At 61.2% G+C, this 24,910-nt stretch carries 20 protein-coding genes and 1 pseudogene; 8 read left to right on the top strand and 13 right to left on the bottom strand.

All coding sequences use genetic code 11. The features are described from left to right. Positions 1-915, bottom strand: a complete 915-nt coding sequence (locus C4J88_RS11920) for a GGDEF domain-containing protein (protein ID WP_124407015.1) — start codon at positions 913-915, stop codon at positions 1-3. Between the two features lie 380 nt (positions 916-1,295). Here C4J88_RS11920 and C4J88_RS11925 point away from each other — a divergent pair. The 5 genes and pseudogenes from C4J88_RS11925 (at position 1,296) to C4J88_RS11945 (ending at position 7,750) form a co-directional block, all read left to right on the top strand. Continuing rightward, positions 1,296-3,799, top strand: a pseudogene (locus C4J88_RS11925) (TonB-dependent receptor). A 143-nt stretch (positions 3,800-3,942) separates the two neighbouring features. After that, on the top strand, positions 3,943-5,802 hold the full coding sequence (locus C4J88_RS11930; protein WP_124407016.1) for a phytase: 1,860 nt from the start codon (positions 3,943-3,945) through the stop codon (positions 5,800-5,802). A 47-nt stretch (positions 5,803-5,849) separates the two neighbouring features. Continuing rightward, the gene (gene tolQ / locus C4J88_RS11935; protein ID WP_124407017.1) at positions 5,850-6,542 is read left to right on the top strand and encodes a protein TolQ; all 693 of its coding nucleotides are present in this window, start codon (positions 5,850-5,852) and stop codon (positions 6,540-6,542) included. A gap of 15 nt (positions 6,543-6,557) precedes the next feature. Then, on the top strand, positions 6,558-7,004 hold the full coding sequence (gene tolR, locus C4J88_RS11940; protein WP_124362574.1) for a protein TolR: 447 nt from the start codon (positions 6,558-6,560) through the stop codon (positions 7,002-7,004). Next, positions 7,001-7,750: an energy transducer TonB gene (locus C4J88_RS11945; RefSeq protein ID WP_124407018.1), complete on the top strand. Its 750-nt coding sequence runs from the start codon at positions 7,001-7,003 to the stop codon at positions 7,748-7,750. The genes tolR and C4J88_RS11945 overlap by 4 nt, the downstream gene beginning before the upstream one ends. Positions 7,751-7,870: 120 nt before the next feature. Here C4J88_RS11945 and C4J88_RS11950 read toward each other — a convergent pair whose 3' ends face one another. The 6 genes from C4J88_RS11950 to C4J88_RS11975 all read right to left on the bottom strand — a co-directional run bounded on the left by C4J88_RS11950 (position 7,871) and on the right by C4J88_RS11975 (position 14,704). Continuing rightward, the gene (locus tag C4J88_RS11950) at positions 7,871-8,815 is read right to left on the bottom strand and encodes a D-isomer specific 2-hydroxyacid dehydrogenase family protein (protein ID WP_124407019.1); all 945 of its coding nucleotides are present in this window, start codon (positions 8,813-8,815) and stop codon (positions 7,871-7,873) included. After that, a complete protein-coding gene (locus tag C4J88_RS11955; RefSeq protein ID WP_124407020.1) occupies positions 8,812-9,981 on the bottom strand; it encodes an acyl-CoA dehydrogenase family protein in 1,170 nt (389 codons plus the stop codon). The genes C4J88_RS11950 and C4J88_RS11955 overlap by 4 nt, the downstream gene beginning before the upstream one ends. 122 nt (positions 9,982-10,103) lie before the next feature. Next, positions 10,104-11,444 carry an LLM class flavin-dependent oxidoreductase gene (locus tag C4J88_RS11960; protein ID WP_124407021.1) on the bottom strand — a complete coding sequence of 447 codons (1,341 nt, stop codon included), beginning with the start codon at positions 11,442-11,444 and terminating at the stop codon, positions 10,104-10,106. Between the two features lie 10 nt (positions 11,445-11,454). Beyond that, positions 11,455-12,429 (bottom strand): ABC transporter substrate-binding protein, encoded by a 975-nt coding sequence (locus C4J88_RS11965; RefSeq protein WP_124407022.1) that lies wholly within the window; start codon positions 12,427-12,429, stop codon positions 11,455-11,457. A gap of 83 nt (positions 12,430-12,512) precedes the next feature. After that, the gene (locus C4J88_RS11970; RefSeq protein WP_124407023.1) at positions 12,513-14,096 is read right to left on the bottom strand and encodes a rhodanese homology domain-containing protein; all 1,584 of its coding nucleotides are present in this window, start codon (positions 14,094-14,096) and stop codon (positions 12,513-12,515) included. Then, positions 14,093-14,704, bottom strand: coding sequence for a cysteine dioxygenase (locus tag C4J88_RS11975; protein WP_124407024.1), 612 nt, complete (start codon positions 14,702-14,704; stop codon positions 14,093-14,095). Before C4J88_RS11975 ends, C4J88_RS11970 begins: the two co-directional genes overlap by 4 nt. A 213-nt stretch (positions 14,705-14,917) precedes the next feature. On the opposite strand from C4J88_RS11975, the gene C4J88_RS11980 reads away from it, so the two are divergent. Both C4J88_RS11980 and C4J88_RS11985 read left to right on the top strand, forming a co-directional pair. After that, complete coding sequence (locus C4J88_RS11980; RefSeq protein WP_124366811.1) at positions 14,918-15,823, top strand: LysR family transcriptional regulator; 906 nt, start codon at positions 14,918-14,920, stop codon at positions 15,821-15,823. A gap of 227 nt (positions 15,824-16,050) precedes the next feature. Beyond that, a complete protein-coding gene (locus C4J88_RS11985; RefSeq protein ID WP_124407025.1) occupies positions 16,051-16,845 on the top strand; it encodes a class II aldolase/adducin family protein in 795 nt (264 codons plus the stop codon). A 53-nt stretch (positions 16,846-16,898) separates the two neighbouring features. Here the strand turns inward: C4J88_RS11985 and tkt are convergent, their stop codons facing one another. Continuing rightward, positions 16,899-18,956: a transketolase gene (gene tkt / locus C4J88_RS11990; RefSeq protein WP_124407026.1), complete on the bottom strand. Its 2,058-nt coding sequence runs from the start codon at positions 18,954-18,956 to the stop codon at positions 16,899-16,901. Positions 18,957-19,130: 174 nt separating this feature from the next. Between tkt and C4J88_RS11995 the strand changes: the two genes are divergently transcribed. Continuing rightward, positions 19,131-19,355, top strand: coding sequence for a DUF465 domain-containing protein (locus C4J88_RS11995; protein ID WP_124403988.1), 225 nt, complete (start codon positions 19,131-19,133; stop codon positions 19,353-19,355). A 103-nt stretch (positions 19,356-19,458) separates the two neighbouring features. Here the strand turns inward: C4J88_RS11995 and solA are convergent, their stop codons facing one another. The 5 genes from solA to C4J88_RS12020 all read right to left on the bottom strand — a co-directional run bounded on the left by solA (position 19,459) and on the right by C4J88_RS12020 (position 24,821). Continuing rightward, positions 19,459-20,712, bottom strand: coding sequence for an N-methyl-L-tryptophan oxidase (gene solA / locus C4J88_RS12000; RefSeq protein ID WP_124407027.1), 1,254 nt, complete (start codon positions 20,710-20,712; stop codon positions 19,459-19,461). Positions 20,713-20,727: 15 nt separating this feature from the next. Further along, complete coding sequence (locus C4J88_RS12005) at positions 20,728-21,471, bottom strand: hypothetical protein (protein ID WP_124407028.1); 744 nt, start codon at positions 21,469-21,471, stop codon at positions 20,728-20,730. 161 nt (positions 21,472-21,632) lie between these two features. After that, positions 21,633-22,487, bottom strand: coding sequence for a methyltransferase (locus C4J88_RS12010; RefSeq protein WP_124407029.1), 855 nt, complete (start codon positions 22,485-22,487; stop codon positions 21,633-21,635). Positions 22,488-22,492: 5 nt separating this feature from the next. Continuing rightward, on the bottom strand, positions 22,493-23,296 hold the full coding sequence (locus C4J88_RS12015; RefSeq protein ID WP_124407030.1) for a pyrroline-5-carboxylate reductase: 804 nt from the start codon (positions 23,294-23,296) through the stop codon (positions 22,493-22,495). A gap of 148 nt (positions 23,297-23,444) precedes the next feature. Next, positions 23,445-24,821 (bottom strand): VOC family protein, encoded by a 1,377-nt coding sequence (locus tag C4J88_RS12020; protein ID WP_124407031.1) that lies wholly within the window; start codon positions 24,819-24,821, stop codon positions 23,445-23,447. Positions 24,822-24,910 lie beyond the last annotated feature (89 nt).

A 24,910-nucleotide genomic window follows, 5' to 3' on the forward strand; every position in this document is an offset into this window, starting at 1 on the left:
TCAGGCGCTTTTCGCAAGGGGTTGCTTGGCCCGCGCCAGGGCCAGGTTGAGGCGCCTGAGCAGATCGTGGGGCGGCTCGTCCAGGGCCATTACCACCGCCGTGGTCGCCGCCAGTTGCAGGCGTTCGCCCTGCAGCCGGGTTTTGTGCGCCAGGCTCTGCACCGCTTGCTGCAACTCCAGCGCCAGCCCCTGAGCCTGGCGCTCGCCGGTGTTGGCCAGCAGCACCACAAAGCGGTCGCCGGCCAGGCGGCACAGCAGGTCCTGGCGGCGCAGGTTGAGCAACAGCACATGGCTGACCGCCTGCAGTACCGCATCGCCCTCGGCATGCCCGTAGGCCTGGTTGATGGCGGCAAAGTGGTCCAGGTCCAGGGCCAGCAGCGACAGCGGTTGCTGCTGGTCGCGGCTGTCGTGCAGGCTGCTTTCGAGCTGGCGCTTGAGGTAGTCGGCACCGGCCAGGGGCGTGAGTTTGTCGAACAGCCGATGCTCGCGGAACAGGCGCTCGCGCTTTTCCATCTGTGCGCTGATCGCCAGTTGTTCGCGGTGCCAGTGGTAGATGCCGATAGTCAGCAGGATCATGCCCACCGGCATCGGCCCCGACTCCAGCCAGTGGTCCCAGGTGATGCTGTCGGGCAGACGAATGAACTCGTCGAGGCAGTCGATCCACCAGGAAAAAAAGATGCACGACAGGCCCAGCGCCAAATAGTTGGTGACCCGCCCGGCGGGGCGGCTTTTCAGCACCAGGCCCAGCCATATCAACGCGAGCAGCGCCGAACCGCCTTCACCGACGATATCCAGCCACACCCACTCACTGAGGCTTTTGAGCTCGCCACAGGCCAGGTGCAGGATCAGCCCGAGGTTGGCGGCGATCAGCAGCACGGCGAGCTTCCAGCGATGGGGTTTGAGCACGCAGAACATGGAGGCGGGTCCTTCGGTGATCCAGTCGTGGGCGCCAGCACAGCAGATGCATGTGACGGTTGGATGACGCTGGGGGAGGGTCGGATCAGCTCACGTCAAAGGGCGATGAAAATCAAAATGTGGGAGGGGGCTTGCTCCCGATAGCGATATATCAGCCAGCCTATTTGTCGCTGACCCACCGCTATCGGGGGCAAGCCCCCTCCCACAGGGGATCTTCACAGGTCATATCAGCTCATTTGCACCGGCAGTACCGCGCTGAAGCCCGGTTTACGGGCCTTCACGCCGAGTTCTGTCACAGAACCGTCATCCCCCACCCCTAGCTTGCCCTTCCAGTTGCCGGGCCCCTTGCCTGGCGCCAACGGATTCTTGGGGAGGGTTTCATGTACAAGCGCACCGGGCTCGTCAGCTTTACGCTTACCGCCTTGGCCCTGGCGATCACCTGCGAGCGGCTCAACGCTGCCGAGACCGAGCATGTCGAGGTGGTCGGTCAGGCCGCCGCCATCGGCAGCGCCCTCAAGGAACAGCGCAGCTCCGACAGCATCAAGAGCGTGGTGCATGCCGACGGTGTGGCGCAGTTGCCGGACGAGAACGTCGCCGAAGCGGCGCAGCGCCTGCCGGGGATCAGTGTGGAGCGCGACCAGGGCGAAGGCCGGTTTGTCAGCGTGCGCGGCCTGGGCCCGGACCTCAACAGCGTGACCATCAACGGCACCCTGGTGCCGTCGCCCGAGAGCGCGCGCCGCGCCGTGGCCCTCGACGTACTGCCCTCGGAACTGGTGCAGTCGCTGTCGGTGATCAAGACCCTCACGCCGGACATGGACGCCAACTCCCTCGGCGGCACCGTCGACGTGAAAAGCCTGTCGGCGTTCGACCACAAGGGCCTGTTCTATACCGGCAGCACCGAGGCCAGCTATGACAAGAACACCGCCCAGACCAGCCCGAAATTCTCCGGCGCCGCCAGCAACCGCTTCAGCCTCGGTGACGGTGTCGACAACTTCGGCGTGGCCGCGGCCCTCAGTTGGCAGCAGCGTGATTTCGGCTCGGACAACGTCGAGACCGGCGGCGCCTGGGATTTCAGCAACGGCGCCAGGCTCAACGAGTTCGAACAGCGCGACTATGACATCCGCCGCGAACGCGCTGGTGGCGGGCTGAACTTCGACTACAAGCCCGATGACCTGAGCAGCTACTACCTGCGCACCCTCTACAGTCGCTACAAGGACACCGAAACCCGCAACGCCGCCAGCCTCGAATTCGCAGACCCCCAGGCGCCCGGCGAACTGGGCGAGGCCGAGGGCAAGCGCAAGCTGAAGAACCGCGAAGAAACCCAGCAAATCCAGTCCTACGTGTTCGGCGGCGAACGTATGCTTGGCCTCTGGACCTTGAGCGGCCAGGCCGGCTACAGCCGCTCCAGTGAAGACAGCCCGGCGCATATCGCCGGGGCCACGTTCGACGGTGGTGACTTTGCCGACAGCGGTTTCTACGACACGGCCAAGCCACGCCCGATCATTGGCAACAGCTTCTACGACCCCGGCAGTTTCACCCTCGACAAGGTCGACTGGGAAAAACAGCACACCCAGGACACCGAGAAAAACCTGCGCCTGGACCTGGCCCGCGACTATGACCTGAGTGGCTACGCCTCCCAGTTCAAGTTCGGCGGCAAGGTCAGCCGGCGCCACAAGGACAACGACCTGGAAGCCTGGGTCTACAAGGACCTGGATGAACAGGGCTTGACTGACGAACAGCTCAACCTCAGCCAATTCCAGAAGGGCAATGTCGACTACCGTCTCGGCCGTTTCGGGCCGGGCATCAGCGCGGGTAACATCCGCCAACTGATCAGCGGCCTCAACCGCGATGACTTCTACGACCCCACCGAATCCAGGGTCAACGACTTCACCATTCACGAAGACATCAACGCCGGCTACCTGATGAACACCGTCGATATCGACGACTGGCGCTTCATCGCCGGGATGCGCTACGAGGGCACCGAGTTCGAGGCCAAGGGCACCGGCGCCACGGACGGCCAGTTCAGCGCCACCGAGACCAAACGCCGCTATCACCACTGGCTGCCAGGCCTGCATGCGCGCTACCAGATCGACAAGAACACCCAGGTGCGCGCTGCCTGGACCAAATCCGTGGTGCGCCCGACCTTCGGCCAGTTGGCCCCAGGTTTCGTGATCGATGATGACGAAGCCACCTTCGGCAACCCGGACCTCAAGCCCCTGGAATCGAGCAACCTGGACCTGGGCATCGAACACTTCATGGGCCGCGCCGGTACCGTGTCGGCGTTCGTGTTCTACAAGGACATCCAGAATTTCGTCTACAACACCGACGTCGCCGGCATGGTGCCTGGGCCAACTTTGCCGAGGCGCACACCTTCGCCAACGGCGACAGCGCCAAGCTGTATGGCCTGGAACTGGCCTACTCGCAAAAATTCGACTGGCTGCCCGCGCCGTGGAACGGCCTGCTGATCGGCGCCAATAGCACCTTCAGCCGCTCCAGCGCGGATATCGAGGGATTCGACAGTGCCAGTGGCGGTAACCGCAAGCGCAACATCAGCCTGCCCAACCAGTCGGACACCGTCGGCAACCTGATGCTGGGCTGGGAAGACGACAGGCTCAGCCTGCGCGTTTCGGCCAACTACAAGTCGGCCTACCTGTACGAGCTGGCGTCGATCAACGACAAGGCCCACGACCTGCATGTGGATGCGCAGACCTTCGTCGATTTCAGCGCGCGCTATTCGCTGAGCAAAAACCTGCAAGTCAGCTTCGAGGCGCAGAACCTCACGGATGAGTCGTACTTCGTCTACACCGGCCACCGCAGCTACAACGGCCAGTACGAAGAGTACGGGCCTACTTACAAGCTGGGCCTGACCTTCACTCATTTTTGAATTCAACCCATTCCCAATGTGGGAGGGGGCTTGCTCCCGATAGCGGTGTGTCTGGCAGCACATGCATTGACTGAGCCACCGCTATCGGGAGCAAGCCCCCTCCCACATTGGATCTCCATCGTATTTAAAGGATTTGTTTGTCCATGAGAATTTGCAAGCTGTTGCTGTTGATGGCGCTGTCAGGCCAGGTGTTCGCCGTTGACCTGGCCCTGGCTCCCTGGGCGCCGGGCCTGAAAGCCGAAGCCGTGGTCTTCCTGTCCAACGCCACTGAACGCCTCGCCGCCAGCACCCGCGATGGCCTGTTACTGCTTGACGAAAAAGGCGCCGAACTGGCCCGGTTCAAGGGTAATTTCAGCAGCCTCGACACACGCACCGTCGGCGCTCAAACGCTGGTTGCCAGCCTCGACAACGATCGCCAACAGGCCTTGCTGATCAGCCTGGACAGCGCCGGCAAAACCTGGGGCAAACCCCTGTACCTGCCGACCCGCGATTACCCGGTGAACGGCCTGTGCCTGTACCGCGATTCGGCGGCCAACCTGTTTGTGTTCCTGGTGGGCGAGGAGGGCAAGGGCGAGCAATGGCTGGTGGGCAACGCCGCGACGCTGCTGGCCCAGGCGCAGCGTGTACGCGGGCTGCCGCTGCCGCCATCGGCGCAGTTTTGCCAGGTGGACGATGCGGCCGCGCGCCTGGTGGTGAACGAGGCCAATATCGGTTGGTGGGCCTACCCGGCGCACCCGGAAGCCGCGGTGAAACGCACGCCCGTGGCGCTATTCGATAACCCCGCGCGCGAAGCCGGCGCCATGGCGCTGGTGCCGGGTGGAATGGTGGCCCTGGACCCGAAAACCGCGCAATTGCATCTGTTCCAGCAAACCGGCGAACGTTGGGTCGAGCAGTCGAGCCTGAGCTTGCCGGGCCTCAAGGAGCCGGAGCAATTGGCGATCCACGGCCGGCAGCTGCTGGTACGCGATGACGACAGCGGCCAGCTCTATCAGGGCCGCCTCGACTGGCAGGCCACACCGGTGCCGGCTGCCCCGGTGCTGCCCCACGTCGCCGCAGTGCGCCAGACCGAACCGGTGAGCCGCCAGGGCGATGCGGCGGATGATCCGGCGATCTGGATTCACCCGCACACCCCCGCGAAAAGCCGCGTGCTGGGCACCAACAAAAAACAGGGCCTGCTGGCCTACGACCTCAACGGCAAGCTGTTGCAGGAACTGGCCGTGGGCCGCCTGAACAACGTCGACGTACGCCCCAACTTCAAGCTTGGTGCACAGACCGTTGACCTCGCCGTCGCCAGCAATCGCGATCACAACAGCCTGAGCCTGTTCAGCATCGACCGTGAAAGTGGCGAGCTGCAGGCAGCCGGCGAAGTGCCGACGCCGCTCAAGGAAATCTACGGCATCTGCCTGTTCCAGCCCGCCAGCGGCGAGCTCTATGCGATCGCCAATGGCAAGGACGGCACCTTCCTGCAATACCGCCTGAGTGCGCCGGCCGGGCGTGTGCAGGGCGAGTTGGTGCGCCAGTTCAAGGTCGACAGCCAGCCGGAAGGCTGCGTGGCCGATGATCAACGCCAGCGCTTGTTTCTCGGGGAAGAAGACGTCGGCGTGTGGGCGGTGGATGCGCGCGCCGACCAGCCCGCGACGCTGACCAGTGTGATCAAGGTGGGCGCGCAGCTGCATGCGGACGTAGAGGGCCTGGCGCTGTATCAGAGCCCTGCACGGGATTACCTGGTGGTCTCGAGCCAGGGCAATGACAGCTACCTGGTGCTCGACGCCGAACCGCCGTTCGCCGTGCGAGGGGCGTTTCGCGTCGGTTTGAACGCCGCCGCCGGCATCGATGGCGCCTCGGAAACCGACGGCCTCGAGGCCACCGCCGTCAACCTGGGTGGGCCGTGGAGCCAAGGCATGTTGGTGGTGCAGGACGGGCGCAAGCGCATGCCCGAGCAAGCCCAGAATTTCAAGTTCGTGCCCTGGGCCGAGGTGACTCGCGCATTGAAATTACCCTGAGCTGTCATCACCCAGTCATGCATTTTTAATCGAATAGGAGCTTCACCATGCACGCGACAATGGAACATATGACGATCTGGAGCTTGATCAGCGACGCCAGCCTGTTGGTCAAGGCGGTGATGATCACCTTGCTGTTGGCATCCTTGATCAGTTGGTACCTGATCATCCGGCGCGGCAGTGTGCTGCGGCGCCTGGAGCGGCAGTTGCACGCCTTCGTGGTGCGCTTTCGCGCCGCATCGGACCTGCAACCGCTGTATCGCGACGCCGTGCAGGCGGGCGAAGGCGGTGTGGCGCCGATTTTTATCGCCGGCCTGCAGGAATACCAGCACCTGCAGCACCACGGTCCCGCAGTGCTCGAAGGCGTGGAGCGCGCCTTGCAGGTGGCGATCACCGAGCAGGAGCTGGAGCTGGAAAAGGGCCTGCAATTTCTCGCGACTGTGGGCTCGGTCAGCCCCTACATCGGCCTGTTCGGCACGGTGTGGGGCATCATGAACTCCTTCCTCGGCTTGTCCCAGGTGCAACAGGCCACGCTGTCGACGGTGGCGCCGGGCATCGCCGAAGCCTTGATTGCCACGGCCATCGGCCTGTTCGCGGCGATCCCGGCCGTGATCGCCTACAACCGCTTTGCCGCGCGCAGCCAGAGCCTGCTCACGCGTTACTACGCCTTCGGCAACGAACTGCAAGTGCGCCTGCACCGCGCCCTGCGCGGTACCCCGATCAACCTGGCCGTGGCCGCCTGAACAAGGAGCGAACCGATGTTGACCAGGCCGCAACGCAAGCACGGGCCCAAGGCCGAGATGAACGTGGTGCCTTACATCGACGTGATGCTGGTGCTGCTGGTGATCTTCATGGTCACCGCGCCCATGCTGACCCAGGGTGTGAAGATCGAGTTGCCCAAGGTCGCCGCCGAGGCGCTGGCCACCGACACCCGCCAGCAGATCCTCACGCTGTCGGTGCAGGCGGACGGCGGTTACTACTGGAACCTGGGCGGCGAGCTCGACACCCGCAACCAGACCGACAGCGCCGTGAGCCTGGAGGAAATGGGCGCCAAGGTCATGCAGGTGGTGGCGGCGCGCAGCGACACCCAGGTGTATATCCGCGCGGACGACAACGCGGGGTACGGCCGCGTGGTGGCGGCCATGGCGGTGTTGCAGAAGGGCGGTGTCAGCAACCTGGGGCTGGTGACCGAGGCCCCGCAATGACGGCGATGATCATGCACAGCCCGACACAGGCGCGGGCGCCACACAGCGACGGGATGTGGCGCATCAGCCTCGCGGCAGGCCTCGCCGTGGCGTTGCATGTGGCGGTAGTGGCGGCATTGATGCTGGGCTGGTCGCCGGAGAAACCGGTGGTGGACGCGCCACGGGTGATGCATACGCAACTGGTGATGATGCCGGCGCCGGCGCCTGAGCCTGTAGCGCCCGCATTGCCTGAGCCGGTTGCGGTCCCGGTACCGGTACCGCCCAAACCGACGGTTGACCCGCAGATCCAGGCGCAGAAAATCGAGAACGCCGCGCTGGCGCGCAAACGGGTCGAAGCGCAGAAAATCGAGCAGCAACAGCAGCGCCTGGCCACCGAGCAACGCAATCGGGAGCTGGAACAGCAACGCCTGAACCAGGAGCGTGTGGCTTCCGAGAAAGCCCAAGTTGCTGTACCGGTAACCACTCCGGCGTTCGACAGCCGCCAATATCAGCCCTTGAGCAAGGAAGCGCCGGACTACCCGGAGCGCGCACTGGACAAAAATATTGAAGGCGACTGTTCGGTGGAATACACCGTCAATACCCAGGGCCGCGTGGAAAATCCCAAGGTGCTGGACGGCTGTCACCCGTTGTTTATCCGGCCTTCGCTGGCGGCGGCGAATACCTTTCGCTATCAGCCCAGGGTCGTCGACGGCCAGCCAGTCGCCGTGCCGGCGGTGCGCAACACTTTTCACTACCGCATCAAATAATGGCGAACACCGAACCAATGTGGGAGGGGGCTTGCTCCCGATTGCTGAGTGTCAGCCACTGCATCTTTTGACTGACCCACCGCTATCGGGAGCAAGCCCCCTCCCACAGTTGGTTTTGCGTCAGGCGTTCGCTACGTTAGTTAATTCAAGGCCGTCCACATAGCGCTCCAGATTGGCCAGAAACGTATCGGCAATCTCATTGCGGCTATTGGTCGAAATCGCCGACGTATGCGGCGACAACCGCACCCTCGGATGGCTGTACAACGGATGCCCCTCCGGCAACGGCTCCGGCTCGGTCACGTCCAGTGATGCCAGGCCGATCTGGCCGTTATCCAGCGCGGCCAGCAATGCTTCCTGATCCAGCAACCCACCGCGCGCGATATTGATCAGGTGCAGCCCCGGCTTGGCACTGCCCAGCACATCACGGTTGATGATCTGCCGCGTGGCCTCGGTCAGCGGTGCCGCCACTACCAGGTGGTCGGCACGGGCGAACAGGTCGTGGATGTCCTTGGCGGCTTCTACACCCACGCCAAACGGTGCCAGGCTCTGCCGCAACGCGACGACATTGATGCCCAGGGCCAGGGCTTTCTGCGCCAGGCTTTGACCAATCGCGCCGAAGCCGAGGATGCCCAGGGTGGTGCCCTTGAGTGGGCGCAGGGCGGTGAAGTGCCATTGCGCGTCTTTCACCCAAATGTCCGGCAAATGCTTGGACGCGGCAAAGATCGCCGCCAGGGCGAACTCGGCGAGGTTGTCGGCGGCGCTGCCCCGTGAGGTGGTGACGGGAGGGCCGTTGAACAGCCAATGCGGGTAGAAGTCGATGCCCGATGACACCAGGTGCACCCATTGCGCGCCGTAGGGCCAGCCCGGTGGTGGCGTATCCGGTGCGGTGTAGCCGCGCACATTGATAGGGCGCAGCAGCAGGATATTCGCCTGGGGCGGCAGGTCGCTCGGCACGCCGGCGGGTACGCCGATCACCTGGGCGTGGGGGTGCCGCGTGGCCAGACGTGCGCGGATTACGTCGTTGTAGTCCTCGTCCAACTGGCTGGCAATAATCAGCTGACTCATGTGCGTTCCTTCTGACGTTGGGCGAACACCGCTTTACCGACGCCTTGCAGCACGGCGTCGTTCTGCGGGGTGTGGACGCGACTGCACAGCACATCGCGGTAGTGCCGTTGCAGTGGGCTGTGCCGTGACAGGCCGGGGTTGCCCGAGGCCTCGATAGCCAACTCGACCGCGCGGATAGCGTTGCCAGTCACCAGGTACTTCAATTGCGCTGCATTGGCGGCCGGCGTGTGGCCGTCGGCGGCGGCATCGAGCAGGCTGCGGTTGGCAAACAGCAGGGTGTCGATATGGCCGACGGTTTCCTGGAAACGCGGCAAGGTGGACAGCGCCGCGCCGAGATTCGACGGCTGGCGTTCTTCGAGCCAGTTCACCAGCCAGTCCCGCGCGGCCTGGGCCACGGCGTCGTACACCGAGGACAGCAGCACCGACATCCACAGCAAACCCTCGCCATCCAGCTCCGGCTGCGGCGCGCTGCGCGGGCTGACGCTGACGGCGTGGTCCAGCGGCACCAGCACGTTGTCGAGCACCACTTCATGGCTGCAGGTGGCGCGCATGCCCAGGTGATCCCAGGTATCGATGATGCTCACGCCGGGGCTGTCCTTGGGCACCAGCCAGGCGCCTACCAGCGGGTCGGCATCGTCGCTGCGCGCCCACACGCTGAACCAGCTCAGGCCATGGCTGCCGGTGGAGTAGATTTTGCGCCCGCTGATGCGCCAGCCCTCGGCGCTGCGTACGGCGGTGGTCGCTGGCAAGCCGCCACGGGCCGGCGTGCCCAGGTCGGGCTCGACGCGCAGGGCATTGATCAGCGCGCCATGGCGCACCGCGTCTTCGCCGACACGCACACGCAAGTGCCGGGGCCAGGTCTTGCTGTCCTGCAAGCGGCTGTGCTGCAGGTATTGCATCACCAGGATCAGCGCGGTGGAGGGCTCGCCCTTGGCGATTGCGCTGATAGCCTTGCGCGCCAGGGGCAGGCTGGCACCGCCGCCGCCGAGGGCGCTGGGCACGGTGAGGGCGATCAGGCCATGTTCATGCAGCCGCTTGAAATTATCGTGAGGGAAGGCGCCGCTTTCATCATAAAGGTGGGCTGTGCTGGCCAGTTCGGCGCTGAGGCGTTCGAGGGTGGCGTCGAAATCGACGGCCCCCACGGCGCGTAAAGATGATTGAGTCATGAGCATGTACTCGGTCAAAAATGTGGGAGGGGGCTTGCTCCCGATGGCGGCGTGTCAGGCGGCAGATTTATTGGCTGAACCACCGCTATCGGGGGCAAGCCCCCTCCCACAGGGGATTGTGATCAGGCCAGGGCTTTTTCGGGGGCTTCAACCACGCTGTAGCGGTTGGCCGGCACCTCCAGTCCTAGGTTGTCGCGCAACGTCTGGCCGCTGTACTCGGTACGAAACAACCCTCGCTGCTGCAGCACCGGCACCACCAACTCAGTGAAGTACTGCAAGCCATCGGGCAGCACCGAGTTGATGATGAAGCCATCGCTGGCTCCCTCTTCGAACCAGCGCTGGATCGCATCGGCGACCTGCTCCGGCGTGCCGACGAAGTCGCGCTTGGGCCGCGAGAACCGCAGCGCCACTTCGCGCAGGGTCAGGCCTTCGTCCCTGGCCAATTGCTTGATGCGTTCGGAGCCGCCTTTCTGGCTGTTGGCGCCCAGGTCGCCGAGTTCCGGGAACGGAGCGTCAAGCGGGTATTGGCTGAAGTCATGGTCGTTGAACGGACGGCCGAGGGCGACGATGGCATCTTCGACGGTGACCAGTTCCACCGCCTGCTGATAACGGCTTTCCACTTCGGCGGCATCGCGCCCGACAATCGGGCGGATACCCGGCAGGATCGACAGGCTGGCGGGGTCACGCCCGAAGCCCTTGGCCCGGCGTTTCAAGTCGGCGGTATAGGCTTTGCCCTCGTCGACAGTCTCCACATGCACAAAGATCGCATCGGCATTCTGCGCGGCGAAGTTGCGCCCGTCTTCCGAGGTACCGGCCTGGAAAATCACCGGCTGGCCCTGGCGCGAACGCGCAATATTCAGCGGGCCCTTGACCGAGAAAAATTCGCCCTGGTGGTTAAGCGCATGCAGCTTGTGCGGGGTGAAGAATTCGCCGCTGTGCTTGTTATAGGCAAAGGCGTCGTCTTCCCAGGAGTCCCACAGGCCCTTGACCACATTCAGGTGTTCCTTGGCGATGCGGTAGCGCACGGCGTGAGGCGGGTGTTCGGCTTTGCCGAAGTTATCGGCGGTGCCGCTCAGCCACGAAGTGACCACGTTCCAACCGGCGCGGCCACCGCTGATATGGTCCAGCGAGGCAAACTGGCGCGCCACCTGGTAGGGCTCGGTGTAGCTGACGGTCACGGTGGCGACCAGGCCGATGTGCGTGGTCAGCGCGGCCAGGGCCGACAGGATGGTCAGCGGTTCAAACCGGTTGAGGTAGTGCGGGCTGGACTTGGCGTGGATATGCAGGCTGTCGGCGATGAACACGAAGTCGAACCGCGCGGCTTCGGCCAGTTCGGTCTGCTGTTTGTAAAAGCCGAAATTCGTGCTGGCGTTGGGTTGCGCCTGCGGGTGGCGCCATTCGCCCCAGCCGTGGCCGACACCGTGAACCATGGCACCGAGTTTCAATTGACGTGGCTTGCTCATGTTCTGCTCCTTAGCGCGATGCTTGGGAATTGGGGGCACGCTGGGTGTTGAAGCTTTTGTCGAAGCCTTGGGACACGTCGATGCGCCGGCTCAACAGGCCTTCCTTCTGGTAGGTGTCGGCGGTGGCTTGCAGGCCGCTGATCACCGCGTCGTCAATCTGCACCGGGGACAGGTGGGTGTCCTTGGCCACTTCAATGTGCACCGCCAACGGCAGGCCGGTGATTTTGGCCTGGGCGGCGGCGTATTCGTCGGGGTGGTTGTTGGCCCAGGCGTAGGCCCGGTCGACGCGGGCGACAAAGTCATCCAGTTGCACGCGCTTGTCGGCAATGGCCTGGGCGGTGGCGGCGAAGTACAGGTGGTTGCTCAGCAGGTTCCTGCCGCTGACCAGCACCCGGGCGTTGCTTTGTGAGGTGACTACGGTGGTGTACGGGTCCCAGGTCGCCCAGGCATCGGCGGTGCCGTTATCCAGCACCAAGCGGGATTCGGCGGGCAGCAGGAAAATGAACTGCACATCCTTTGACGTCAGGCCGGCGCTGGCCAGGGCCTTGATCGCCAGGTAATGGCCGATGGAGCCGCGCCCGGTGACGATTTTCTTGCCCTTGAGGTCGGCTGCAGTCTTGATCGCCGAATCCTGGGGCACCAGCAACGCGGTGGTGTTCCGCCCTTCGGCATGGATGATGCTGATCACTTTGAGCGACGCACCGGCACCGAGGGCGAACACATAGGGCGCATCGCCCAGGGCGCCGACATCCACCGCACCGGCATTCAGCGCTTCGCCCAGGGGCGAGGCCGAGGGGAATTCCGACCACTTGATCTCGTAGGGCACGTTTTTAGTTTCGCCAGAGGCTTCCAGCAGCGCCTTGATCGTTGACTTCTGGTTGGCCACGCGCAGGGGTTGCAGGTCGGCGGCGTGGGCATTGGCAAGCAGGCCGAGCGCCAGGGCGCTGCTCAGCAGCAGGCGTGTGAGGCGGGTAGTGAACAGCATGGGACAAACTCCAGGCGTTGGGTAAAGGAAGGTACCTCCGCCTGGAGAAGGGGTCGGATATCCGGGAACGGTGCTGCGGTGGATCAGATCACGTAGAAGCCGTGGGTGCCGTCGCGGGCCAGTTGCTCGACCAGGCCGAATTCCCAGTCCAGGTAGGCCTGCATGGCTTCCCGTGGGTTATCGGTGCCTTCATACGGGCGGCGGTAGCGGTCGATACGCGGTGACGCCAGGTGCGTTTCGCCTTCCTCCAGCGGCAGTTGCGCGGCGATCCAGGCGGAGGTGCCGCCCTCCAGCAGGAACACTTGTTTGCCGGTCAGGGCTTCGACCTCGGGCACCGCCAGGCGCGCCAACTGGCTGCTGCCGCAGGTCAATACGTAGCGCTGCGCGCTGGGCACCTTTGCCAGCGCCTGGGGCAGTTGCGCACGCAACGCCCACCAGGCACCGGGGATATGGCGCTTCACGTAATTGGCGCTGACGGTGAAGTCCAGCACCACCGTGTCGTCATGTTCGAGCCAGTCGGCGAGGGTGTGCGCGCTGATCAGTTCGGCCTGGGGTGGCGCGGGCACCGGCGCGACCCAGGCGCCGTGTTCGCTGAAATGCGCGGCGTGCACCTCGTCGAGCACATAGACGTCCCAACCCAGCTGGGCGAGCCAGGAGGCCGACATATTTGCACGCACGCCGTCATCGTCCACCAGCACCAGGCGCGCGCCACGCACGCTGGCGACATGGTCGGTTTCCTGCACCAGTTGCCCGCCCGGTGTGGAGCGGGCGCCGGGCAGGTGGCCGGCCTCGAATTCTTCCGGGGTGCGTACATCGAACAGGTAGGTGGTGCGTGTCGCGTCCTGCTGCCAGCGTTGCAGATCATCGAGGGTGGCGCGGCCGACGCGGGCCTTGTCGGCCACGCCGCGGGCAGCTTGGGCGGCGATCTGGCGATGTTCCTCGCTGGTGGGCGCAAAGCGCCTTGCTTGACCATGGGCGAGTGTCTGCCCGGCCAGGGTCCAGCCGATGGTGCCGTTGCGCAGCGCCGACACCGGGTTGGCCACGCCGGCATTGATCAATGACTGGGTGCCGATAATGCTGCGGGTACGCCCGGCGCAGTTGACGATAATGCGCGTAGCCGGGTCCGGGGCCAGTTCACGGGCGCGCAGCACCAGTTCGGCACCGGGCACGCTGATGCCGGTGGGGATGCTCATGGTCTGGTATTCATCGAAACGCCGGGCGTCGAGTACCACCACATCGGCCTGGCTGTCGAGCAGCGCCTGGACTTCCTCGGCCGCCAGGGACGGCGTGTGGCGCTGGCTTTCCACCAGTTCGCCAAAGGCCTTGCTCGGTACGTTGACGTCGATAAACAGCTCGCCACCGGCCTGGCGCCAGCCCTCAAGCCCACCTTCCAGCAGGCTGACCTGGGTGTAACCCAGCGCAACCAGGCGTTCGGCGGCGCGCTCGGCCAGGCCTTCACCGCTGTCATACACCGTAACCTGGGTATCGCGACGTGGAATGCGCGCATACACCTCCAGTTCCAGCTTGGACAGGGCAATGTTTGCGGCAAACAGCGGGTGGCCTTCGGCATACGGCGCTTCCTCGCGCACGTCTACCAGGGCGACTTCCTCATGGTCCAACAGGGCCTGGCGAATCTGGGCGTAGCTGCGGGTCGATACGGTGCTCATAGGGCAGGGCTCTTTTCTTTGGACAGGTCCCAGATATTCGGGAGGTAGGCGTTGGAATAACCGGAGATGAACAGTTTCTCGCTACCGTCGGGCTGATACACCGCCCGACGCACCGCGCCGATGTTGGCGCCGTACACATGAATGCTGATGGACACCTGGTCGTCGTAGGCATTGCTCACCTGATGGATATCGCCGATCTTCGGCGACACCGCTTCGACCTGGCCCGGCAGCAGTTGCACCGGCGTGCCTTCGGCAACCAAGGCGCCATCGGGCGCCCGGGCAAAACCCTGGGAAAATTCCGCGCCGCGCAACATGCCGATCAGCCCCCACACCCGATGATCATGAATCGGCGTGCGTTGACCCGGTCCCCACACAAAGCTGACGATGCTGAAACGCTGGCGCGAATCGGCATGCAGCAGAAATTGCTGATAGCGCTCGGGGTCGGGTTGGGCGAATGCGTCGGGGAGCCAGTCATCATGGCTGACCAGTTGCGCCAGCAGCTTGCCGCCACGGTGCAGCAGGTCGCCCTCGCGCAGGTTGCCGTCGATCAGCTCAGCCAAGGCGCCGATAAAGGCGCGTAATCTCTCGGGGTGTCGGGCCTGGCTCATGAACATTCCATTCGCGGTAGTTGATGGGCTTATCTAAGCATAATGTTTTTGGTTAATATGCTATTTTTTAATGATTAGCTTATAGCTGTAAGTAATTTAGAATCGTCCTGTATAGCGTTAGACGTTATTGATCACAGCACGGGCTATCCAGACCGGGTGACGCCAACTATGCTTGGCGCACATCTTAATGACTGTTCTCTATGTGCGGCCCAAATGAAAATTGACGATATCGATGCCTTTGTCGAAGTGATTCGTTGCCAGTCCATCAGCCATGCCGCCGAGTCGTTGCAGTTGACCCAGCCGGCCATCACCCGCCGTGTGCAGAACTTCGAGCAGGCGCTGGGGGTTGAGCTGTTCGACCGCAACACCAAACCGCTCAAGCCTACGCTGATCGGCACCCGGGTGTATGAGCAGTGCCGCTCGATCCTGCGCGAGATGGACGCGCTGCGCGAGCTGGTTGCTACCGACGCACCGCCCAGCGGCGTGCTGCGCCTGGGGGTGCCGCAGACCATCGGCGACGTGGTGCTGCTCGATGCGCTCAAGCACCTGCGCAGCGAGTACACCGACCTGCGCGCCCAGGTGGCTACCGGCTGGGGCAGCCAGCTGGTCGGCAAGATCGAGCGCGGCGAGCTGGATGCGGCGGTGGCTTTATTCCCGGCGGGCAAGATTTTTCCGGACAATATCGTCGGGGAGTCCATCGGCAAAATGGACCTGGTGGTGGTGTGCGCCACGGCGCAACTGCCGAAAAAGCCGTGCAAGCTGGCCGACGTGTACCAGCACGGTTGGATCCTCAACCCGGACGGCTGCGGCTTCCGTGCCGGTCTGCAACGTACCCTGTCGGACCAGGGCCTGGCCTTGCGGGTGAATCTGGAAACCTTCGGCACCGAGTTGCAATTGGGGCTGGTGGCGGATGGGCTGGGCCTTGGCCTGGTGCCGCGTCCGTTGCTTGCGCGCAGTGCCCATCGCGAGCAACTGGCGGTGATGCCGTTGAAGGACTTCAAGCCAGTGATGGATTTATGGCTGATCTATCCGCACTTTCTTGGCAACCTGCAAGGGCCGGTGGATGCGTTTGGTCAATGGGTGGCCGATTCCCTGCACAAGATCCGCAACGCTGCCTGAACCTCTGTGGGAGGGGGCTTGCTCCCGATGGCGGTGGGTCAGTTAATCATCTTTGACTGAAACTCCGCCATCGGGAGCAAGCCCCCTCCCACATTTGTTATGTGTTGTTGTCGTTATTTTTATAAAAATTAATAATAATTAGCTTAGATTAAAATGTGCTTTTTATTATTTTTGCGCATCGCCTAGGCTGGCCGGGAAGTCCTTAAGGCCATCCAGGAAGTTTTGCCATGAGCAGCGTCACCTCGCTATCGAGCGTTTCCAGTACCGTCCGCCAACGCGTCACGCCAGAGGAATGGGAGGTGCGCGTCAAACTGGCCGCCGCCTATCGGCTGGCGGCCTTGTACAACTGGACCGACCATATCTACACGCATTTCTCCGCCCGTGTACCGGGCCCCGAGGAACATTTCCTGATCAACGCCTTCGGCCTGCTGTTCGATGAAATCAGCGCCTCCAACCTGGTCAAGGTCGACCTCGACGGCACCCTGGTCGATGACCCCACCGGCCTTGGCATCAACTACGCCGGTTACGTGATCCACAGTGCCATCCACGGCGCGCGCCACGACCTGCAGGCGGTGCTGCACACCCATACCCGCGACGGTATTGCGGTGTCTGCGCAGAAGGACGGGCTGTTACCGATCTCCCAGCATTCCATCGCGTTTTCCGGACGCGTGGCCTATCACGGCTACGAAGGCGTGGCCCTGGACCTGGACGAACGCGAGCGGCTGGTGGCGGACCTGGGCGACAAGAGCGTGATGATCCTGCGCAACCATGGGCTGTTGACCGCAGGCATCAGCGTGGAGCATGCATTCCAGCAGCTGCAGGGGTTGGAGCGCGCCTGCAACATCCAGATTGCGGCGCAGGCAGGCGGGAATGCGGAACTGGTGTTTCCACCGGCTGAAGTGGTGGCCAGGGTCGAGCAGCAGGCCAAGGTCTTCAGCAGTGGGGAAGGGCCGGGGGTGGCGCGGCATTGGAATGCGTTGATCCGGCAGTTGGAGCGTAGGGATACCGACTACAAGAATTGAGCCATCGCTGGTCCGGTGCAGCAGGGGAGCAAGCCCCTGCGCATCGAGAGGGGTTACTCAGCCCGGTTGTGTTGGAGTTGCTGCTTGGCCAGCTTCACCACATTTTCCTTAGTGAACCCGTACTTTTCCTGCAACTTCGCCAGCGGCGCCGACGCGCCAAAGCTGTTCATCACCACTTTGGCCCCGGTCTGCCCGACGTAGCGGTCCCAGCCCAACGGGCCGGCCTGTTCCACCACCACGCGCGCCTTCACCGCCGGCGGTAACACGCTGTCGCGGTAGGCCTGGTCCTGGTCTTCGAACAGTTCCCAGCTGGGCATCGACACCACCTGCGCGGCAATGCCTTCGTCCGTGAGTTGTTCGTAGGCGGCGACCGCCAGGCTGACTTCACTGCCCGTGGCGATCAGGATCACTTCAGGCTTGTCTGCGCCGGCCAGCACGTAGGCGCCTTTGGCCGCACCGGAGGCGGCGGCATAGCGGCTGCGATCCAGGGTTGGCAGCGGTTGGCGCGACAACACCACGCAGCTTGGTCGATCGGTCTGCGCCAGTGCGACCTTCCACAATTCCAGGGTTTCATTCGCGTCCCCTGGACGCAGGGTCAGCAGGCCTGGGGTGGCGCGCAGTTGGGTCAGGTGTTCGATGGGCTGATGGGTGGGGCCGTCTTCGCCGACGCCGATCGAGTCATGGGTAAACACGAAGACCACCGGCAACTCCATGATCGCCGCCAGGCGGATCGGCGGTTTCATGTAGTCGCTGAACACCAGGAACGTCGAGGTGTACGGCCGCAGGTAGGACAGCGCCATGCCGTTGGCAATCGCACCCATGGCGTGCTCGCGAATGCCGAAGTGCAGGTTGCGCCCGCTGTAGTCATCGGCGCTGAAACGGCCGGCGCCGTCGAAGGTGAGGTTGGTCTTGGTCGAGGGCGACAGATCCGCCGAGCCGCCGAGCAGCCAGGGGATCTGTTGAGCGAAGGCGTTCAGCACCTCGCCGCCCGATGCCCGGCTGGCGACACCCTTGGCATCGGTCGCAAAGCGCGGCAGGTCGGCCTGCCAGTGCTCGGGCATTTCTCCGGCGCGCATGCGCTGCAGTTCATCGGCGCGTTGCGGGTCGAGGGATGACAAGGTCTGGTTCCACTCGGCATACAGCGGTTCGGCACGCTCATGCAGTGCGTCGCGCAACGTGGTGCGTGCCTCATCGGGCACCAGGAAACTGGAGTCCTCTGGCCAGCCATACGCGGCTTTGGTCAGGCGGATTTCATCCTCGCCCAACGGCTCGCCATGGGCCGCAGCGGTGTTGTGTTTGTGCGGCGAACCGTAGCCGATCACGCTGTCGACCACGATCAGGGTCGGCGCGCCGATATTGGCCTTGAAGGTTTCCAGCGCCACGCTCAGGGCCTGCAGGTCATTGGCATCGGTGACATGCACGGTGTGCCAGCCATACGCCTGGAAACGCTTGATCACATCTTCACTGAAGGCCAGTTCGGTGTGGCCTTCGATGCTGATGGTGTTGTTGTCGTAGATCCAGCACAGGTTATCCAGCCGCAGATGCCCGGCCATCGACGCCGCTTCGCTGCTGATGCCTTCCATCATGTCGCCGTCACCGCACAGGGTGTAGACGTCGTAGTCGAACAGCACCTGGCCGTCGCGGTTGAACCGCTGGGCCAGCCACCGCTCGGCCATCGCCATGCCAACGCTGTTGGCGCAGCCCTGGCCCAAGGGGCCGGTGGTGGTTTCCACCCCGGTGGTCATGCGGTACTCGGGGTGGCCCGGGGTTTTGGAGCCCATTTGCCGGAACTGCTTGATATCGTCCAGGCTGACCGCCGGTTGCCCCGAGCGCTTGCCGTGGGCATCGATTTCCACCACACCGGCCAGGTGCAGCAGCGAATACAACAGCATCGACGCATGCCCCACCGACAACACAAAGCGGTCACGGTTGGGCCAGTCGGGATGTTCCGGGTGGTAGCGCAGGAAGCGACTCCACAACGTGTAGCCCACCGGCGCCAGGCCCATGGGCGTGCCGGGGTGGCCCGAGTTGGCCTTCTGCACGGCATCCATGGCCAGCGTGCGGATGGTGTTGATGCATTGCGTGTCGGCAGCAGTGGCAGTGTGATTCATAAAACCGGTCTCCCTCGGGTGGCGATCTACAGTTGAGGGCAGGCCACGGCAAAGGTTTGATCCTATCGCCGGGGTTACGACGAACGGGGAGGGGTTGACCTTGAACATGACAAGACCCCTGGGAATGGGCTAGTTTCAAGGGGTAGGCCATTGATCAACTTGTGGAGGTACGCCATGCCAGTGAAACACGACCTGTATCAGGACTTGGGGATGAGCAAGGAAGCTGTTCACGAACGCAGGGCGAGTGACAAGCGTCTGGACTCGTTGCTCACGCAATACGATGCCGCCGATGGGGAGGTGCTGAAGGCGGAATCGGCAAGTGCCAGCGATGAGGATGTGGAAAAACTGAAGAAGAAACGGCTGTTGATCAAAGATGAGATTGTCGCAAAGTTGAGTTAAGCAAAACTCCAACCCGTGGCGAGGGAGCTTGCTCTCGCCACTACCAGCCGGTCGCACTTGAATGTGCACATTTGTTCAGAATTGTTTGAGGACAAGCTTTATCTCACTCCTTATGATGCGCCCCGTCCACCCGGCTCTGGGGCTTTTCGCGGCGCAAGGATTGCGTTGTTGAGCCGGGCGGGCACTCTCGAAATTCAGGTGATACGTTGTAGAACCGGTCTGCAGAAAACGCCGCTAAAGACACATATGGTTTTAGCCCAACCGCCATGCAGGCAAGCGCATCACCGATAGCAGGCGCAAATTTGAATCCGTGCCCCGAGCATGCGGATGCGAAAAAAGTCGATTTCAACGCTTGGGATTCCCCGATCAGAAACGACTCATCAGGACTAAGTGTATAGAAGCAGTTTTTTGCTTGGATAGGCGAACGCTGCAACTTGGGAAAAAGATCTCCAACCACCTGCGATATCTCGTCTAAATATCTTTTGTGCACGGGAATATTTTTCCAGTTAGGAGCAGCTGGCGTCTGTTGCCTGTTGTGAAAACCGATTTTTACACCAGGCTCGTTGCTAAGGATGGATGGCACACCGTAGAGAAGGGCTCCATCCTGATGTTCATATAAGAAAATGGGGAACCGATCTGACGAAAAAAGATTACCAAAACCCGTTTTTGGTTTGAACCAAAATACGGGAATCTGACGCGGCTCTATATAGCGTTCGAGCTCCGGCAGGAGGGGAGTGCCAATCCAGGGCCCTGCTGTGACTATTACGGCTTTTGCAGAGTAGGTTTGCCCGCTTCGAGTGCTTAAGCGCATCCCCAAACCGCTGGTTTGCAAGCCTGTAACGCTGTTACCAAATTCAATGATGGCGCCCTGGTGTACAGCCTCGTTGAGCATCCCTAATCTGGCTTCGCAGGCCGATATTGCATAGGCTCCGGGCTCAAATACCGCCTGCGACCCATCCGATACATTGAATGCGGGAAAATGGGACCTGGTTTCTAATTCGCTCCACACAGCATGTTCTATCCCTCCCTTCCTTGCGGTTTCAATGCTCCCTGCTACCACGTGGCTGGACTGATGCCCAACGAAAATCCCCCCTGTGCGAAAAAGCAGCTTTTGCTGCATTAACTCTTCCAACTCCTTCCAGAGCAAATCGGATTGGTTCAATAATGGCAGGTACTTTTCGCCCTCCCAATAAGCGCGACGGAATATACGAGAGTTTCCATGTGACGACCCGTAGCTGTGAGTGGGGCTCGATGCGTCGATTCCAAGTACTCGAGTGCATTTCGAAGCGACTCTCCACAATGCAGATGCACCCATGATTCCCAAGCCAATTACGATAACGTCGTAAGTGTTCCTCATGGTTAGAATTCCCTGTTATTCTCCTGGCGAGCGGGTAGTTAGGCTGTCGTAAGTCAGAAGGCAGACTAATACGCCCGTGGTGGAGATGATTAAGGTCAGAGACAAAGCAGGAATATTTTTTCCATTGGTTATCAGGCCAATGGCTAGCAGTGTCAGTGGAAGTATGAACTGCAAAAAACCTGTCAGGGACAACGGAATTTTTCCGGTGGCGAACGAGAACATCAGTAGCGGCGTGACTGACACCGCTCCGGCTAACCAAATAAGCGGAGCTGAGCGATATGACACTTCACTCGGCCATATGATTGGGAAATCGAAGAGCCAGACGGCAACTACTAAACAACTGCTCAAGAAAACAGTTTCCAGGAACAGGCCGGTCACTGCATTTAAAGGTGTGTATTTTTTTAGGTAGGTGTACACGCCCCATGTTGCAGCGATCAATAGATAAACCCAATGGTTCAGCTTTTCAGTGAACGTTATCAAAAGCAATATCGCGACGAGTGCGATAGCCGTAGACAGGGTTTTGATCGCTGAAAATTGCTCATGATAGATCAGGGCTCCCAATGCGATAGGTATGAACGGCGCCAATAAGTAGCCGATTCCGCTTTCCAAAATATATCCGTTGATTGAAGCCCCCATGAATGTGACCCAATTAACGGCAATAAAAATAGAAGCGGTGCCGTGCAGGAGTATTAGTTTGGCTGTCAGTTGATTTATCTGGCTGAGGCGTCGAAAAACTAGAAGAAGTGCACTGAGAATCAAGCAGGACAGGACAATCCTGTAGGCAACTAGTGTTGCAGGGGATAATCCGTCAAGCGCCCTCCAATAAAGAGATGACGCTCCTAGCACTAAATTCGCGAGCGCCGACAATACGATTGCCGTAAAACGCCTTGTAGAAAATGCTGGTTGTATAATCATGATTTTTATTTGGAGTGGTAGAATTCAACGATTTCGTAAGACCAGAAAATTATGCCGTGTTCGTCGACGGAATACGCAGCCAAGTCTTGATTTGCCCATTGTTCGAATTCGCTTTTTAAAAGTTTGTTCGTGGCCTGCCAATGATCAGAGTAATAAAGAAGTGGGAGTGTATGGCGCTCCATGAGTCTGTAAGCCAGCGGCGGAGTACCGTGATGCCTTTCCTTGTACTTGTTCAATACATCACGTATTCCCACTAAAGAATTAAGCCCCACAATGGCCGTTCCCGTGGGCGCCAGGTATTTTGGAAGATTATCAAGAAAGCGGGCGATGATTTGCTCTCCGTAGAACATTGCTTCCAGAGGTAACTGTCCCGTCGGCTCGATGATGTCCAAGCGCTGGGTGAGCGAAGGTGAGGGAGTTCGCCAGCCAGGCGGGTTAAAGGTGATTGTTTCAAATTGTCTTTCGGGCAGATTGCTGAACAGGTCGCCAATACAAAAAGAAATGGCTGGCTGCCTGAAGTTTATGCGTTCGTGAAGTTTTGCCTGTTCAATGGAGTATGGGGAGATGTCCGTGGCAAAGATGTCTTGAACCCCAAGTTTCCGTGCCAATAGCGCATGGACGCCGCTGCCTGTCCCGACATCCAGGAAGCTGTTGTTTGATCTGCTGGAGCTGAGTGAACGTAACAGATAACAGCCGAGCCTCACGCCCGCGAGGCTTACTCTGAAAACGTTGGGCGAATGTATGAAGTCAAGTTGTTGGCCCAGTCCATAATAAATGCTGTAGCTGTCGCTCGGACAATTCGATTTATCAAAATCTAAATAGTGCTGTCCTGCTAGCCCATGATCAATAAGTCCTTGCATATCTATCACCTCTGACCCAGTTCCATCGAGCGAGCGCAGGATATTTTGAGACCTCCTATGATGGCGGCTCGTACCCCGTGCTGATTAAACCAATCAATTGCTCGCTCTGTCGTTCCACCTGCAGTCATCACTTTTTCACATAGATTAATCGCAGGTTCCTTGCGTTGCTCCAAAATTGCCGTGGTCCCGCGTAGCAGCTGGAGAATTATTGAGGTAGCACTTGATTTATCGAAGCCAGCCGAAATAGCATATTCTGTGAGCGCCGCGGCGAAGTAGGCAATGTAAGCGGGGCCGCCGCCAACGAGAGCTGTGGCGCTATCCAGCAAAGCCTCATCTTTTAACTCCAGTAAATTTCCAAGCTTGGCGAGAAGTTGATTAACCACTATATTGCTTGCAGTCGTTGTCTCAGCCGCAGTAATTAAAACGGTCATTCCTTCATTAACGCCGCACGGAAGATTGGGTATCGTTCGATAGATTTGCGAGTTTTTCAAGCGGGCTGTGAGTTCACGGATACGGATTCCAGCCATAACTGAAATGACGATGCCAGCATACTGTCCGATGCGAGCATTATTTTCCAGGAACCTCAGGAAAGCCTGAGGTGGGATCGCTAGAAAGATAACGTCAGCTATTAAAGGACTTGGTAGTTCTTCCAGCGTTGAAATACCTGCATTTTTGATGTCGTTTCGGCGAGTAGCGTCGGGCTCGACGACAGTTATCAGCATGTCTGCACTGGATCGCTTTAAACCAAATGCGATCGCACTGCCCATATGCCCGCCACCGACGATCATGATATTCATTGCTGCTGACATGACTATCCCCTCCGGCGCTAATAAACTGCTGGGTTGGCTAAATATCAGCTTCGTATGGAGTAGGAGTTATATCAAATCATTGGCTTCCTAAAATGGTGTAGGGCGTTTCTGGTGGCTGCTGGTTCAGCGAGCCGAGCCGACATCCCCTTTACTCCCGCAGCATGCTCATGCACTCATCCATCGAACGCTGCTGCGTCTCGCCATACAGCTGCAACTCGTCAATCGTGCTGCGGCCCAGCGCCTGCTCGAACTCGGCCTTGTTCGAATTGGCTGCATAGTGACTTTGCGCCGCATCGCCCAGGTTCGACTGAAAAATCCCCGCCGCGCTCACCGGCAGGAAATCCTCGTACACCAGTGGTTCCACCTCCACATGCCCCGCGCTGATCAGTCCCTCCAGTGTGCGCGGTTGGTCGGACTTGCCGCGGGCCGCCAGGCCTGTTTCGCTGGGGAAGTAGCGGAAATACGCCAAGCCTTGTTCACGCATTTGCGCGTGGTCATCCGGGAAGGCCTGGAAGTGTTGCTCCATCAATTGTTCATAACGCTTGGCGTTGGACTCGTTGGGGAAGGCACCGAGTTCATCGCGGGCGGCATTCAGCAGTTGGTCGTACAGGGCGCGCCCTTTGGGGGTGAGCGCGACGCCGCGTTGTTCGATTTCGCCGAAGCGTGCGCTGTGGCTGCCCTGGGCATCGGTAAAGCCAATGGGCTCGTCGAGGGCCTTGAAGCTGGTCTGGCGCAGCAGGATCGGGCACTTGCGCCGAGGTGGGCCTTCGATCACGGCTTTGGGGGTGATGCCGTGGCCGGGCATGGCCGCCTGCACCTGGTCGATGTCCAGGGTGCGCGGGGTGAGGTGATTGATGTGCGGGCCTCTGAAGGCCACTACGTCGGCGATCAGGCGATGCTGGTCGCTGAGCTGCCGATACTGCGCGGCCGTGACGGTGGCGGTGGGGTGCCAGCGAAACGTCTCCAGCGCCTGGCGAATGAATTCCTCGGCGTCAGAGGCTCCGAGGCCGCCGTCTGTTTCGGCCTGTTCGATCAGCGCCAGGGCGCCTGGGGTGAAGATCGAGCGCTTGGCCAGGGCGGTTTCGGCGAAGCTGCGCAGCGCTGGGCTTTCGATCAGTTCCAGGCGCAGCAGCGAGGTGAACACGCGAAACGGGCTGGTTTGCAGCGACTGTTCGTGAACGGCGCGAAAGGCGGTGGAATGGACCGGCACGCCAGCCGGTGTCAGGTCGTAATAGCCCACCGGTTGCATGCCCATGACCGCGAACAGACGGCTGATGGTCGCCAGTTCCGCAGCGGTGCCCAGGCGGATCGCACCGTGGCGCTCCATGTCCAGACGCTCGATCTCACCCGTACGTCGCAGGTGCTCGGCCAGGCCCGGGTTGCTCTCCAGCACCTGTGCGTTGGTCTGAGCCACCAGGGTCATCAGCGCGCCGTACAACGGCACTTCCTCCCTGTACATATCGGACATCGCCCGGGAAAAGCCCTTACGGATCTCGTCGGGGCTGACATGTGCGGTACCTGGCATAGAAAAATTCCTGAAGGCTGAGGCGAGGTGTGTGGCTTTCCCTGGATTTTGTTGGGCCCAAGAGGCGCGTGCAAACGAAGTTTCCTCTG

The organism is Pseudomonas sp. R4-39-08 (genome assembly GCF_003852275.1).
Taxonomy (GTDB): Bacteria; Pseudomonadota; Gammaproteobacteria; order Pseudomonadales; family Pseudomonadaceae; genus Aquipseudomonas.